The sequence below is a fragment of the Humibacter soli genome, from assembly GCF_054779035.1.
Genome location: NZ_BAAGYX010000001.1, coordinates 1,759,013 through 1,772,160 on the forward strand (window position 1 = coordinate 1,759,013; position 13,148 = coordinate 1,772,160).

The window sequence follows — 13,148 nt, forward strand, 5'->3', positions numbered from 1 at the left end:
GAACAGCGCTCACCAGCGGTCGTGCACGCTCGCCCTGATGTACTCGTCGTAGATCTCGTGCACAGCGCTGTCGAAGTCGTCGCCGAGCGGCGGCACCGAACCAGCTGCGGCGTTGGAGCGAGCCTGATCGACGTTCCGCGCACCGGGGATGACGGAACTCACGCCCGGAAGCTGCGCCACCCACCCGATCGCCGCCTTCGCGGGGGTGAGCTTGTCTGCGCAGTCGAGGCCCTGCGCCTCGCGAACGGACGCGACGGCATCCGCGAACCTGCCCGCCGCCTCGACGCCGGTGGCGAAGTCCACGCCCGAGAAGGTCTCTCCCACGTCGAACGCCTCACCGTGCCGGTTGAACGTGCGGTGGTCCTGCGGCGCGAAAGTGGTGTCCTTCGTGTACCTGCCGCTGAGCAGACCCGAAGCAAGCGGAACGCGGGCGATGATGCCCACTCCGGCATCCTGTGCAGCGGGCAGCACCTGCTCGAGGGGCTTGAGCCGGAACGCGTTGAGGATGATCTGCACCGTCGCCACGTTCGGTCGCGCGATCGCGGCGAGGGCTTCGTCGACCCGCTCCACGCTGACGCCGTAGTTCGCGATCGCGCCTTCGGAGACCAGGATGTCGAGCGCATCGAACACCTCGTCGTCGGAGTACACCGCGGTGGGCGGGCAGTGCAGCTGCACCAGGTCCAGGGTGTCGGTGCGCAGGTTCGCGCGCGAGCGGTCGATCCACTCGCGGAAGTTCGCGAGGGTGTAGTTCTCGGGCACCTGTTCGACGCGACGGCCCATCTTCGTGGCGACGGTGATGCCGGCATCAGGGTGAGCGCCGCGGAAGCGGCCGATGATGCTCTCGCTGCGGCCATCCCCGTATACGTCGGCCGTGTCGAAGAAGGTGACGCCCGCCTCGGCCGATGCCTCGAGCACGTCGAGCGCGTCACTCTCGCTCACGTTGCCCCAGTCGGCGCCCAGCTGCCAGGTACCAAGGCCGATCACGGACACGGTGCGGCCTGTGCGGCCAAGGGTGCGTTGCTGCATGCGGGCCACGATATCGTGCGCGCTGGAGCTATGGGCGGAGGCCCGGTGGGCCTTCGCCGCGACGCCAGCGCCGAGGCAGCTATGCTGCCGCGGTTCCCAGGAGCGTTCAGGGCTCGCGGCGCGCGGTCTGCGGCGTAGCCTGTGCAACGTGAGCGAGTCTGCTGTACAGGTGCTGTCCGACGAGCTGCTGGAGCGCATCCGTTCTCGTGCAGCCGGGTACGACCGTGACAACGCGTTCTTCGCCGAAGACCTCGCAGAGCTGAAGGATGCCGGCTACCTGCGCGCCCTCGTCTCGACGGAGTTCGGCGGGCTCGGCCTCTCTCTTCGCGACGTCGCCCGAGAGCAGGTGAGGCTGGCATCCGCCGCCCCCGCGACAGCGCTCGCCGTGAACATGCACCTGGTGTGGACAGGCGTCGCGAAGGCCATGCGAGACCGCGGCGACGCTGTGCTGGAGTTCCTGCAGCGCGAGGCGGGAGCCGGTGAGGTCTTCGGCTTCGGCATCAGCGAGGGTGGAAACGACCTCGTGCTCTTCGGCTCGCGAACGGATGCCCGACCGGACGGTCACGGCGGCTACACGTTCCACGGCACGAAGATCTTCACCTCCCTGTCCCCTGCGTGGACGCGGCTGGGCACGATGGGACTCGACTCCACGAGCGCCGATGCGCCGAAGATCGTGTTCGGCTTCATCGACCGCGCCGCAGGCGGCTTCGAGATCGCGGATGACTGGGACACCCTCGGCATGCGGGCAAGCCAGTCGAACTCGACACGGCTGGACGGCGCGCACGCGCCCGCCGAGCGGATCATCCGTCGCCTGGATCCCGGCCCGAACGGCGATCTGCTCACCTTCGGCATCTTCTCCAGCTTCGAACTGCTGCTCGCCGCCGTGTACACCGGGATCGGCAAACGGGCGCTCGAGCTGGCGGTGGAAGCCGTGAAGCGGCGCACCTCCATGAAGAACGACGGGCGTGCGTATGCGCAGGATCCGGACATCCGTTGGCGCATCGCCGACGCCGCCATCGCGCAGGACGCCCTCTCTCCCCAGCTCGACGCCATCACCGGCGATGTCGACGCGCTCGTCGACCACGGCAGTCAGTGGTTCGCGAAGCTCGTCGGCATGAAGGTGCGCGCAACGGAGACGGCACGCGACGTCGTCGACAAGGCCATCAGGGTCTCTGGGGGCGGCAGCTATTTCTCCTCGAGCGAGCTCGGGCGTCTCTACCGCGACGTGCTAGCGGGAATGTTCCACCCCTCCGACGACGAGTCGGCCCACTCGACGGTCGCGACCGCCTGGCTGGGTCCGCTCGAGAGCTGACCATGACCGATCAGTCCTGGCGGCGAACACGGCACGACGAGACGCAAGCGCCGACGAGAGCGCCCGGTTTCGCCGCGCGCATGCGCCTCGACTGGTGGTGGATCACGATCCTGGTGCTCTGCGGCTCTTTCCAGATCTACCGCGGGGCGCCCGTCGATGGCGTGTTCTTCCTTGCAGCAGGGGCTGCACTGCTGGCGGATGCCGCCGGATGGCTGCGCTTCCTCCGACGCTACCCGCTCCCCCGCGTGCGTCTCGCCGTGCAGGTCACCCTCGGCATCATCGCCGTCGCGGTGATCGCCTTCGCCCCCCAGTTCGGCCTCGCCGACCTGATCACCGTTGCTGTCATCGGTGCGACCGCGCTGATCGTCGCCTGGCGTGACGATCCGCCCACCGCCCTCGGCCCGAAGACGGAGCGAGAGGATGTCGTGCTTCGGCGCGCTCTGAGGCGCTCGGCCGTGCTGTGGGCGGCAGCGGGCGTCTTCCTGTGTCTGTGGGAGCTAGCCTCGTTCTTCCTCGCCATGCCGTCGCCGAGCGCCGAGTTCGATCATCCACCGCTGTCCGACATCGTCGACCCCATCGTCGCGAACCCGATCGGACGAGGCGCGTGCGCCGCCCTGTGGCTTCTGGCCGGGGCCGCCCTGCTGCGGAGAGGACGCCGCTCGTGAGTCGCTTCATCACGATCGCAGGTTTCGTGGCCGTCGGCCTCTTCGCACTCGTGCTGGCCTGGTACGGCAGGCGGGAGCCCGAGCGGGTGGCCCCGTTCGGAACGCTTCTCGATCGGGTGATGGCGTCGCGGGCCATCCGCATCACGATCCTGATGTTCTGGTGGTGGCTCGGATGGCATTTCTTCGTGGTCGCACCCCTGCCCGCCGCGTCGTAGGGCTGCGGCGTCCGCGGTCAGGCTCGGCCGCGCAGCCGCTCCAGGTCGCGGCGGTCGCGTTTGGTGGGTCGGCCTGAGCCCCGTTCGCGGATGACCGAGCTCGGCTGCTCGACCCGCGGGGGCAGCGCAGGGGTGTTGTCCTGATACGCGGCCTGGGCGATCGGTGCTCCGACCCTCTTGGTGAGGATGCCGCGCACCTCGACGATGTGCTCTCGATCGGTCTGAACCCGCACCTCGTCGCCGACGCGCACGACCTGGGCGGGCTTCGCGCGCTCGCCGTTGACCTTCACATGCCCGGCCTTGCACGCCGCCGTGGCGAGCGACCGGGTCTTGTAGAACCGCACCGACCAGACCCAGATGTCTGCCCGTGTCGTCGTCTCGGCCATCGCACCATGGTAGGTCGATAACGACGTGCGCTACGCTCTGGCCCGTCCCCCTGCCTCGATGAAGTGGAGCGATTCGCGATGAGCACCCCCAACGGGCAGCAGCCCACTCCCGCCGCGTGGTACCCGGATCCCGATCCGCGTAACCCCGGAGGACAGCGCTGGTGGGACGGAACGCGCTGGACGGAGCACTCGCGGCCGGCGGTCCAGGCGCCGGGCCAGCAGGTGCCGGGTCAGGTGGTGGGCCAGCAGGTCCCGGGCCAGCAGGTCGCAGGCCAGCCGGTGCCCTACCCGCCGCAGGCGCCGCATGCGCAGCCGGTCCAGTACACGCAGCAGCAGGTCCAGCCCGGATATCAGGCGCCCGCGCCGGTCATCTACCCGCCGGTGGCGCCTGGCACGTCATCCCTCACCACGCACATCTGGCTCGTGGTCGGGCTGCCGCTGCTGAGCACGATCGCGTTCCTGTTCGTCGACTTCAGCGGGTACTTCCGCGCGGTCTTCGAGATCAGCCTCTCTGGCGGCGCCACGACCCCGGGCGAGCTCTCCAGGCTCACCTCGTCGCTGGGAACGTTCACCGGCACAATCCTTCTGGTCGACGCGCTGAACCTCGTGATCTACGGCCTCACCGTGATGTTCGCCTACTTCGACTACCGCGAGCTCAGCCGCAGAGGAGTCGTGCGTCCGTTCCACTGGGCGTGGCAGTTCCTGCCGCCGGTCTACGTGATCGGGCGCACCGTCGTCGCCCACCGCCGCAAGGCACGCGACTCGCTGTGGCCGATCTGGGCGACGATCGCGGTGTTCGTCATCGGCATCGTTCTGGTCACGGTCAAGATCGTGATCGCGGTGAACTCGGTGGCCGGAATCATCACTCCGTACATGTCAGGGACCACGTCGTGACGCGATGCGAGAGTGGATGCCGGCGCACGGTAAAGTGAGTGATCGCGAGCCGACGAGAGGGAGAGTTCCGTGGAGTACATCGTCTTCGCCGCTGGAGCGGTGATCATGGGGCTGTTCTGCTTCTGGTGCCTGTACGACGCAGCGAAGGACGCCAAGACGCGCAAGGCGCACCCTGAGCGCGCCTCGATCGTGGATGTCGAGCACTACTCCATCGAGGGTTCGCACCACTGACCCCCTCGCGGGCGGCCCGCGTTACGGCGTGACCATCGCCCCGGCGTCGCGCAGCTCGTCGAGTGCGCGGCGTGACGATTCGGCCGCGACGCCCGCGATCAGGTCACTCAGAACCGTGACTTCCCGCCCGTCTTCGAGGGCATCGAGTGCGGAAGCCCGCACGCAGTAGTCCGTCGCGATTCCGGCCACATCGAGCTCGGTGACCCCTGCATCGTCGAGCACGTCGGAGAGCGTGCGGCCGTCATCCACCGCTCCTTCGTAGGCGGAATAGGCGGGCATCCCCTGCCCCTTCTTCACATGGGTGTCGATGAGTGACGCGTCGAGCGACGGATGGTACTCCGCGCCCGCCGTGCCCGCGACGCAGTGTGCAGGCCAGGTCGTGACGAAGTCCGGCTCAGCATCGGTGGCGAAGTGTCCGCCGTTGTCATCGTCGCCGTTGTGCCAGTCGCGGGAGGCGATCACGAGGTCGTATCGGTCGGGATGCCGCCGCAAGAGCTCCGTCACTCCTGCCGCCACGGCGGCCCCTCCCTCGACGCCGAGGGCACCACCCTCGGTGAAGTCGTTCTGCACGTCGACGATGAGAAGGGCCCTGGTCATATCGCCATTCTGCTCGTGCTGCACCAGCTCGTCGCAGGCCCCGGATGATGACGGTCCTCTTCACCGCTACACCGTTCGTTCACAACTTCACGGGCGCACAGCACAGGCGGAGTATTCCGACCTACCCTGATTTCTGGACCTGACCTCCGACGGGTCCGGCTCCCGAGGTGATACCGATGAACAGACTTGTGAAGTGGCTCCCCGCGATCGTGGCGCCCGTCGTGGTCGCAGGAGTCGTTGCGGCTCCCGCGTTCGCGAATGCGCCGTCGTCCGACCGATCAGAATCGGTTGCCAGCGTCACGAAGACGCCGACGGCCGCTCAGGTGCTCGCGCTCATCGCGACGGCGAAAGACGCGCACTATTCGGGAACGCTGCAGCAGACCTCTGATCTCGGACTCCCGCAACTGCCCGACGGCATGAGCGGAATGGGCGGGTCGGATGCCCAGGTCTCGAACATCCTCGACCTGTTGACCGCCTCGCACACCGCCAAGGTCTACGTGGACGGCCCGACGAAGCAACGGGTGCAGGTGATCGAGAGCCTCGCGGAGCGCGACGTCATCCACAACGGCCGCACCGTCTGGACGTGGGACTCGCAGAAGAACGCGGCCGTGAAAGCAACGCTCCCGTCGAAGACCAGCGCGAACGATCAGACGCCATCCACGACTCCGCAGGATCTCGCGAACAAGCTCGTCGCGCAGGCGCAGAAGGACTCAGCGCTGACGGTCTCGAAGGGATCCACCGCCGGCCGCGACGTCTGGCGTCTGACCCTGGCGCCGAAGTCGTCTGAGGCTGCCGGCACGCTGGTCTCGAAGGCCGTGCTGTCCGTCGACACGAAGACCGGCGTTCCGCTCGCCGTTCAGGTGGATGCCAGCGGCCAGAAGTCGCCGGCGGTCACCGTCCGCTTCTCCTCGATCGACTTCGGTACCCCCGCGGCGTCGAACTTCACGTTCACGCCCCCGCAGGGCGCCAAGGTCACGACCAAGACGCTGTCCGCAGACTCGCACGCCTCGAAGCCGAAGAACCGACTCCCTGAGTCGTCTCGTCCGACGGTGACCGGTACGGGATGGACATCCATCGTCGAGGTTCCCGCCACCGCGCTGGGTTCGACATCGGGTTCCGGCCTCTCCGGCCTGACAGGTTCGCAGCTGCGCATGCTGAACGAGCTGACGCAGTCGGTCGACGGCGGACGCGGAATGCAGACGTCGCTGTTCTCGGTGTTCATCGCCGGCAACGGCAACGTGTACGCAGGAGCGGTTCCGCTCACCGCACTCGAGTCCGCGGCGAAGTAGCGCAGGTGAATCACCCCGCCATCCGTGCGACAGGGCTGACCAAACGGTTCGGTCGGCAGCTCGCGGTCGACGGGCTCGACCTCGATGTTCCGAGCGGCTCCGTGTTCGGATTCCTCGGACCGAACGGGTCGGGAAAGACGACGACCATCCGCATGCTTCTCGGGTTGGCGACGCCGAGCGCCGGTGACGTCGAGTTGCTCGGGGAACGGATGCCAAGGGCGTCCGCACGCGTGCTCCCCCGTGTCGGCGCGCTGGTCGAGGGGCCGGCGTTCTATCCGTTCCTCACTGGGCGCGCGAACCTGAGCAGGCTCGATGCCGCCGATCCGCGGTCCGTGCCGGGAACCAGGCGTACCAGGGTGTCCGTCGCACTCGACCGAGTCGGCCTGTCGCACGCCGCCGACAAGAAGGCGCACGCCTACTCGCTCGGCATGAAGCAGCGGCTGGGGCTGGCCGGCGCGCTGCTGCGAGACCGCGAGCTGCTGGTGCTCGACGAGCCGAGCAACGGGCTCGACCCCCAGGGCACTCGCGAGGTGCGGGCGCTCATCCGTCGGCTGGCGGACGACGGCACGACGATCTTCGTCTCGAGTCACCTGTTGAGCGAGGTGGAGCAGCTCTGCAGCCACGTCGCAGTGATGCGGGCGGGGCGTCTCGTCGCGTCCGGCTCCCTCGAGGAGCTGCGTGCGACGGGCGGACGAGAAGCCGTGGTGAACACTCCCGATGCCGGGCTCGCGTCGTCAGTGCTGGCCGGTCTCGGCCTGACGCCGTCGGTGGCAGGCGACGTGGTGACGGCGGGCCTGAATTCGGATGTCGCCCCCGAGGCCCTGGTGTCCGCACTCGTCGCCGCAGGGGTTCGGGTGCGCGGGTTCGAGGTGTCGTCGCCCTCGCTGGAGGACCGCTTCGTCGCGCTCACCGGGGAGGGCTTCGATGTCGCAGGGTGAGCCGGCAGAAGCGCAGCGGCTCAGGGTCTTCGCCTTGCTCGGCTCCGAGCTGGGCACGCTGTTCCGTCGGAGGCGCACGGTGGCGATGCTCGTCGCTCTTGCGGCCGTTCCCGTGATGATCGCCATCGTCGTGCGCATCACCGGAGCGGGCGAGAGCGGGCGGGGTCCTGCCTTCCTCGGCTCGATCACGCACAACGGCCTCTTCGTGGGGTTCACGGCACTCGTCGTCTGCGTCCCCCTGTTTCTGCCGCTCACCCTCGGCGTCGTCGCCGGCGACACGATCGCCGGTGAGGCCGGGCTCGGCACGCTCCGCTACCTGCTCGTCGCGCCAGCAGGAAGGGTGCGCCTGCTGCTGGTGAAGTATGCGGGCGTCGCCGCCTTCTCCCTCGCCGCGACTGTGGTGATCGTGCTCGCGGGGGTCGGGATCGGGGCGCTGCTCTTCCCGATCGGACCCGTGACCCTGCTCTCCGGCGACACGGTCGGAGCGGCGGGATTCTTCACCCGCACGGGCCTGCTCGCCTGCTACGTCGCCCTCTCTCTGCTCGGGCTGGGCGCGATCGGCCTCTTCTTCTCCACGCTGACGACGGTGCCGGTCGGCGCCATGGCTGCGACCGTGGTGCTGGCCGGGGTGTCTCAGATCATGGACCAGCTTCCGCAACTGGACTGGCTGCATCCCTGGCTCTTCACGCACTACTGGCTGGGTTTCGGCGACCTGCTGCGCGATCCGATCGTGTGGGACTCCTACGGCCAGAACGCCCTGCTGCAGCTCGGCTACGTCGTGGTGTTCGGGGCGCTGGCCTACGCGCGCTTCGCGACGAAGGACATCCTGAGCTGACGGAGACCGCCGACCGACGATTGCGCCACGTGCGCTCTTTTGCGCCCGTCGTGCTGGCGCGATAGCGCGCAAATGGCGCAGTAGAGCACACTGGTGGGGTGCCTGAGCTGCCCGAAGTGCACGCGCTCGCTGCCGATCTCAACGGTCGGCTCGGCGGGCGCGTCATCGACCGACTGGATGTCACCGCCTTCGCCGCGCTGAAGACCTTCGATCCACCGGTGTCGGCGATGCACGGGATGCGCGTGGTCGGCGTCGGCAGGCACGGCAAGTTCCTCGACCTCACGCTGCGACCCGACGACCAGGAGAGCACGGGGGCTGACGCCGGCACGAGCGTGGACCTGCACCTGATCATCCATCTCGCACGGGCGGGCTGGATCCGCTGGCGCGAAGCCGCACCCGTGCCCACAGCACGACCGCGCGGCCGGAGCACCGGGCCGCTTGCCGCCCGGCTCGTGCTCGACGACGGCTCGGGTGTGGACATCACCGAAGCCGGCACCAAGAAGAGCCTCTCGATCTCGCTGGTGCGGGATCCGGCGGATGTACCGGGCATCGCGCGACTGGGCCCCGACCCGCTCGCACCCGAGTTCACGGAGGAGGTGTTCGCAGGCATCCTGTCAGCGGCAGGGCGGGCGCAGATCAAGGGTGTGCTGCGCAACCAGTCGCTGATCGCGGGAATCGGCAACGCCTACTCGGACGAGATCCTCTGGGCCGCGAAGATGTCGCCGTTCAAGCCTGCGAACATGCCGCCCGAAGACGTGCACCGGCTGTACGAGGCGATGCAGAGGATGCTCCGGGAAGCGCTCGAACGCGCGGACGGGCTCAAGGCCTCGGAGCTGAAGGCCGAGAAGAAGTCCAACCTCAACGTGCACGCCCGCTTCGGCGAGCCGTGCCCGGCGTGCGGCGACACCATCAAGCAGGTGATCTACGCGGACTCGACGTTCCAGTACTGCCCTACGTGCCAGACCGGTGGCAAGCCGCTGGCCGACCGGGTGCTGTCGCGGCTGCTGAAGTAGGCGGTTTCGAGACGCACCTGCGGCGCTCCTCAACCGACGGTGAGGGGGCGCGACCCGTCACCCGAAGGTGAACGAGTACGCGGAGAGGCCGGGGCTGAGCTGGATCGTCACGGTGCCGCGCTTCGGCGATGACGTCGACACCACGGTGTAGATGTCGGGAGCGCCTGACACCGCGATCTTCTTCGCGTCGGTCCCCGACGGCGTCGCGCCCTGCGTGACGGTCAGCGTTCCCGTGCCGCCGACGTCGAGGTACACCTTCGAGGCGTCGTAGTTGAGGGTGATGGAGGATCCGCCACGCGACGTGATCGACTCGCCCCCGATCACCCACGTGCCGTCGAGCCCGTAGCGGTCGTCGGGAACCGTCTTCGGCATGGTGAAGGTGCGGGTGCCATCCGCGTACGAAGTGGGTCCCGCGTAGCCCTCCGCACGCTCGGTGCCGAGGTACGTCTCGGGCGTCTGCTGCGGGTTCAGCGGGGTGGTGTCGGGCAGGTCGGTGGCCTTCGGCAGGCTCACGCCGGGGTCCGCCTGCGTGAGCAGCTGGCGGATCAGCGACTCCTCGCCGCCGTAGTCGCCCTCGCCGATCGACACATGGCGCACGGTCCCCTTCGAGTCGATGAGGTAAGCAGCAGGCCACGAGTTGTTGCCGTATGCGTTCCACGTGTCGTACTGGTTGTCGATCGCGATCGGGTACTGGATGCCCAGCCGCTTCGCCCCTGCAGCCACGTTCGACGGATCGTGCTCGAACGCGTACTCCGGGGTGTGCACCCCGACTACCTCGAGACCGAGGTTCTTGTAGGCCTGATACCAGGCATCCACGTGCGTGATCTCGCGCTGGCAATTGATGCAGGAGTACGCCCAGAAGTCGACGAGCACGACCTTGCCGCGCAAGGCCTTCAGGGTGAGCGGCTTGTCACCCGGCGTGTTCTGCCAGCTCTGGATGCCCGTGAACGCGGGCGCCGCTCCGCAGTTCTGCAGTTGCGCCGACTCGGTGGTCTGACAGCTCGCGAGCGCACCGGCCACCCCGGCTCCGGCCGCAAGGCTCTGCGGAGTGAGGTGCTGGATGAAGCTGTTCACGGACGCGGTGTAGTCCGGGATGGCGCGCTGGATGGCATCCGTCAGGTTGAACGTGAGCGCCACGGCCAGCGCGATCATGACGACGCCGCTGATCGTGCGGATGATCCGCTGATGCTTGCGGAACGACCGCACCCGCTCCCCCACACGCCGCCCGGCGAGCGCGAAGAACAGCAGAGGGATGGCCGTGCCGATCGCGAACGCGAGGGTGAGAGCGACGGTCTGCAGTCCGATCCTGCCGGTGGCGCCGGCGACGGTGATGGCCGCGAGCACCGGCCCGGCGCACGGCACATAGACGGCTCCGAGCACGATGCCGAGGATGAAGCCGCCGCGGTCGGTGCCGACGGCGCGCTGGGGGATCCACGAGAACGGCTTCTCGAGGATCTGCTCGAACTTCGGAACGATCAGCCCGACGCCGAGCAGCACGAGCACGATCAGACCGATCCAGCGGATCACGTCGTCGGGCAGGTGCAGCGCCTGGATGACCAGGGTGCCGAACAGCGTGAACACGCTGAAGCTGAGCACGAGGCCGAGGATGACGAGGTAGGGGCGGAGTCCGCTGCTGCGCGGGACCAGTTGCGGGGCATCCGGGAGCTCGACAGCGGTCGGCGCCGCCGAGGCCGCCGCCCGTCGTGCGACCGCGGACGGCACGCCCGCGCCGACCTTCTCGCGCAGCGCGTTCACCGGGTCCTTCGAGAACTCGGGCCGAGCACTCTGCACACCGCCGGAGAGGAAGATCACCGGCAGCACGGGGAGGATGCACGGCGAGATCCCCGTGATGAACCCGCCGAGCAGGCCGATGATCAGCAACGTCACGCTTGTCACGGTATCCGCGCGGCCCCTGACGGGATGCTGGGAGGCCCGTGCTCACAGCGATTCGATACACGTTGCCTGCTGGGGAGCTTCTCCCGCTGGTGCCTCAACCGGGAGGGGCGGGGTGCCTCAACCGGCGGGGCGGGTGGGTATGAGGCGGAAGATGCGCAGCACCCGGCCGCTCGCGCGCTCGTATCCGCGATAGCCGGGCCACTGGTGCTCGATATACGCCCAGACGGCTTCTCGTTCGTCATCCGTGATCAGCTCTGCCCGCACGGGGATCGGTCTGCCGTGCACGACCGCCACCGCCTCGGGGTTGGCGATCAGGTTGGACGTCCAGGCCGGGTGTGTACCGCGTGCGAAGTTGCTGCCCGTCACGAGCATCCTCTTGCCGGGCTCCGGGCAGTACATCAGCGCCGTCTCGCGCTCGAGGCCGCTCTTCGCGCCGGTCGTGCGGAGCACGAGCGATGGCACGAGCAGGCCGCTCATCTGCACCCGCCCGCCGGTGAGGAACGCCATCGTCCGCTCGAGCGGAGGCATCACGGTGGGACCGACGGCGCGGAAGAACCTGGTGCGGGAGAACCACGCGACCGAGGCCCTGACGATGTACAGCGGCGAGCGCATGACCCGATTCTGGCCTGCCGTCTCCGCCGAGTCCCGTCACGCGCCGCCCACATGCGCATAACTCCTGCAATTCGGCCGGGCGGGCGGCCGACTCCCCAGCAAAACACCGGGCCCACCGGCCGCACCACCGCGAATTGCAGGAGTTGTGCGCACGGCGCGCGGCCGGAGGCGCTTGACTGGAGGGATGACCGAACTGCATCGCGTGACCGTGCTGGCCGGAGGCGTCGGCGGCGCCCGCTTCACCCGCGGCCTGCTCGCCCATCTTGCGAAGACGCATCCCGGCGCGGAGGTCACGGTCGTGGTGAACACCGGCGACGACATGTGGCTGAACGGGCTGCGCGTGTGCCCCGACCTCGACACCGTGATGTACACGCTCGGAGGTGGCATCAGCGAGGAACAGGGCTGGGGCCGTCCGGACGAGACCCGCCGCACGTCCGCCGAGATCGCCGCGTACGGCAAGGGCTGGGACTGGTTCACCCTCGGCGACCTCGACCTGGCGACCCACATCGTGCGATCTGAGCTGCTCCGCGACGGCGCGACCCTGAGCGAGGCGACCGAGTACCTGTGCAGGCGGTGGCGTCCGGGAGCGCGGCTGCTGCCGATGAGCGACTCGCCGGTGGAGACGCACGTTCGGCTGCGCGAGGCCGTCGACGAGCACGAGGCCGGGTCGCTCATCCACTTCGAGGAGTGGTGGGTGCGGTATCGCGCCGGTGTTCCCGCAACCGAGTTCGTGCAGGTCGGGCTGGAGTCGGCGAGCGCTGCCTCTGGGGTGATCGAGGCGATCCGCGGCGCGGACCTCGTGGTGATCCCGCCGTCGAACCCCGTCGTGTCGGTGGGCACGATCCTGGCGGTGCCGGGCATTCGTGACGCCGTGCGCGAGACGTCGGCCCGCGTCGTCGGAGTCTCGCCGATCATCGGCGGAGCTGCGGTGCGCGGCATGGCGGATGCCTGCCTCACCGTGATCGGAGTGGAGACTTCCGCGCTCGCGGTCGGCATGCACTACGGCGCGAGGCCCAACGGCGGGCTGCTCGACGGCTGGCTGGTCGCCGAGGAGGATGCGGATGTCGTGCCTTCGCTGACCGAGACGGGTCTCGCCGCACGGGCTGTGCCGCTCTGGATGCGCGACGTGCCCACCACCGCCGCGATGGCGGAGGCCGCGATCGGGCTGGTCTGACGGCGGCCTCTCTCCGCCTCGCTGGTCGAGGAGCTCAAGACGCATGCCTTCGGCGTGCTCCTCAA

At 68.7% G+C, this 13,148-nt stretch carries 15 protein-coding genes; 10 read left to right on the forward strand and 5 right to left on the reverse strand.

What is annotated here, in order from left to right; all coding sequences use genetic code 11:
• Nucleotides 1-9: 9 nt before the first annotated feature.
• A complete protein-coding gene (locus ACYVDN_RS08200) occupies nucleotides 10-1,026 on the reverse strand; it encodes an aldo/keto reductase (protein WP_460570245.1) in 1,017 nt (338 codons plus the stop codon).
• A gap of 148 nt (nucleotides 1,027-1,174) precedes the next feature.
• On the opposite strand from ACYVDN_RS08200, the gene ACYVDN_RS08205 reads away from it, so the two are divergent.
• From ACYVDN_RS08205 to ACYVDN_RS08215, 3 genes are read left to right on the forward strand one after another with little or no spacing between them, the layout of a single operon-like run.
• Nucleotides 1,175-2,338, forward strand: a complete 1,164-nt coding sequence (locus ACYVDN_RS08205) for an acyl-CoA dehydrogenase family protein (RefSeq protein ID WP_460570247.1) — start codon at nucleotides 1,175-1,177, stop codon at nucleotides 2,336-2,338.
• 2 nt (nucleotides 2,339-2,340) lie between these two features.
• Nucleotides 2,341-3,003, forward strand: coding sequence for a hypothetical protein (locus tag ACYVDN_RS08210; protein ID WP_460570249.1), 663 nt, complete (start codon nucleotides 2,341-2,343; stop codon nucleotides 3,001-3,003).
• A complete protein-coding gene (locus tag ACYVDN_RS08215) occupies nucleotides 3,000-3,218 on the forward strand; it encodes a DUF6186 family protein (RefSeq protein WP_460570251.1) in 219 nt (72 codons plus the stop codon). The genes ACYVDN_RS08210 and ACYVDN_RS08215 overlap by 4 nt, the downstream gene beginning before the upstream one ends.
• 17 nt (nucleotides 3,219-3,235) lie before the next feature.
• Here the strand turns inward: ACYVDN_RS08215 and ACYVDN_RS08220 are convergent, their stop codons facing one another.
• On the reverse strand, nucleotides 3,236-3,604 hold the full coding sequence (locus ACYVDN_RS08220) for an RNA-binding S4 domain-containing protein (protein ID WP_460570253.1): 369 nt from the start codon (nucleotides 3,602-3,604) through the stop codon (nucleotides 3,236-3,238).
• Nucleotides 3,605-3,682: 78 nt separating this feature from the next.
• Between ACYVDN_RS08220 and ACYVDN_RS08225 the strand changes: the two genes are divergently transcribed.
• A complete protein-coding gene (locus ACYVDN_RS08225) occupies nucleotides 3,683-4,498 on the forward strand; it encodes a DUF2510 domain-containing protein (protein WP_460570255.1) in 816 nt (271 codons plus the stop codon).
• 69 nt (nucleotides 4,499-4,567) lie between these two features.
• Nucleotides 4,568-4,729, forward strand: coding sequence for a hypothetical protein (locus ACYVDN_RS08230; RefSeq protein WP_460570257.1), 162 nt, complete (start codon nucleotides 4,568-4,570; stop codon nucleotides 4,727-4,729).
• A gap of 21 nt (nucleotides 4,730-4,750) precedes the next feature.
• Here ACYVDN_RS08230 and ACYVDN_RS08235 read toward each other — a convergent pair whose 3' ends face one another.
• Entirely contained in the window at nucleotides 4,751-5,326 is a 576-nt protein-coding gene (locus tag ACYVDN_RS08235) for a cysteine hydrolase family protein (RefSeq protein ID WP_460570259.1), read from the reverse strand.
• 176 nt (nucleotides 5,327-5,502) lie between these two features.
• On the opposite strand from ACYVDN_RS08235, the gene ACYVDN_RS08240 reads away from it, so the two are divergent.
• The 4 genes from ACYVDN_RS08240 to ACYVDN_RS08255 all read left to right on the forward strand — a co-directional run bounded on the left by ACYVDN_RS08240 (nucleotide 5,503) and on the right by ACYVDN_RS08255 (nucleotide 9,401).
• On the forward strand, nucleotides 5,503-6,615 hold the full coding sequence (locus tag ACYVDN_RS08240; RefSeq protein WP_460570261.1) for a LolA family protein: 1,113 nt from the start codon (nucleotides 5,503-5,505) through the stop codon (nucleotides 6,613-6,615).
• A gap of 5 nt (nucleotides 6,616-6,620) precedes the next feature.
• Nucleotides 6,621-7,553 (forward strand): ABC transporter ATP-binding protein, encoded by a 933-nt coding sequence (locus tag ACYVDN_RS08245; protein ID WP_460570263.1) that lies wholly within the window; start codon nucleotides 6,621-6,623, stop codon nucleotides 7,551-7,553.
• A complete protein-coding gene (locus ACYVDN_RS08250) occupies nucleotides 7,540-8,388 on the forward strand; it encodes an ABC transporter permease (protein WP_460570265.1) in 849 nt (282 codons plus the stop codon). The genes ACYVDN_RS08245 and ACYVDN_RS08250 overlap by 14 nt, the downstream gene beginning before the upstream one ends.
• Before the next feature lie 98 nt (nucleotides 8,389-8,486).
• Nucleotides 8,487-9,401, forward strand: coding sequence for an Fpg/Nei family DNA glycosylase (locus ACYVDN_RS08255; RefSeq protein ID WP_460570267.1), 915 nt, complete (start codon nucleotides 8,487-8,489; stop codon nucleotides 9,399-9,401).
• A gap of 57 nt (nucleotides 9,402-9,458) precedes the next feature.
• On the opposite strand, the gene ACYVDN_RS08260 is transcribed toward ACYVDN_RS08255, so the two are convergent.
• Nucleotides 9,459-11,288 carry a redoxin domain-containing protein gene (locus ACYVDN_RS08260; RefSeq protein WP_460570269.1) on the reverse strand — a complete coding sequence of 610 codons (1,830 nt, stop codon included), beginning with the start codon at nucleotides 11,286-11,288 and terminating at the stop codon, nucleotides 9,459-9,461.
• Nucleotides 11,289-11,414: 126 nt separating this feature from the next.
• On the reverse strand, nucleotides 11,415-11,909 hold the full coding sequence (locus ACYVDN_RS08265; RefSeq protein WP_460570271.1) for a PNPOx family protein: 495 nt from the start codon (nucleotides 11,907-11,909) through the stop codon (nucleotides 11,415-11,417).
• Between the two features lie 184 nt (nucleotides 11,910-12,093).
• Between ACYVDN_RS08265 and cofD the strand changes: the two genes are divergently transcribed.
• Nucleotides 12,094-13,083 carry a CofD/YvcK family protein gene (gene cofD / locus ACYVDN_RS08270; RefSeq protein WP_460570273.1) on the forward strand — a complete coding sequence of 330 codons (990 nt, stop codon included), beginning with the start codon at nucleotides 12,094-12,096 and terminating at the stop codon, nucleotides 13,081-13,083.
• Nucleotides 13,084-13,148: the final 65 nt, after the last annotated feature.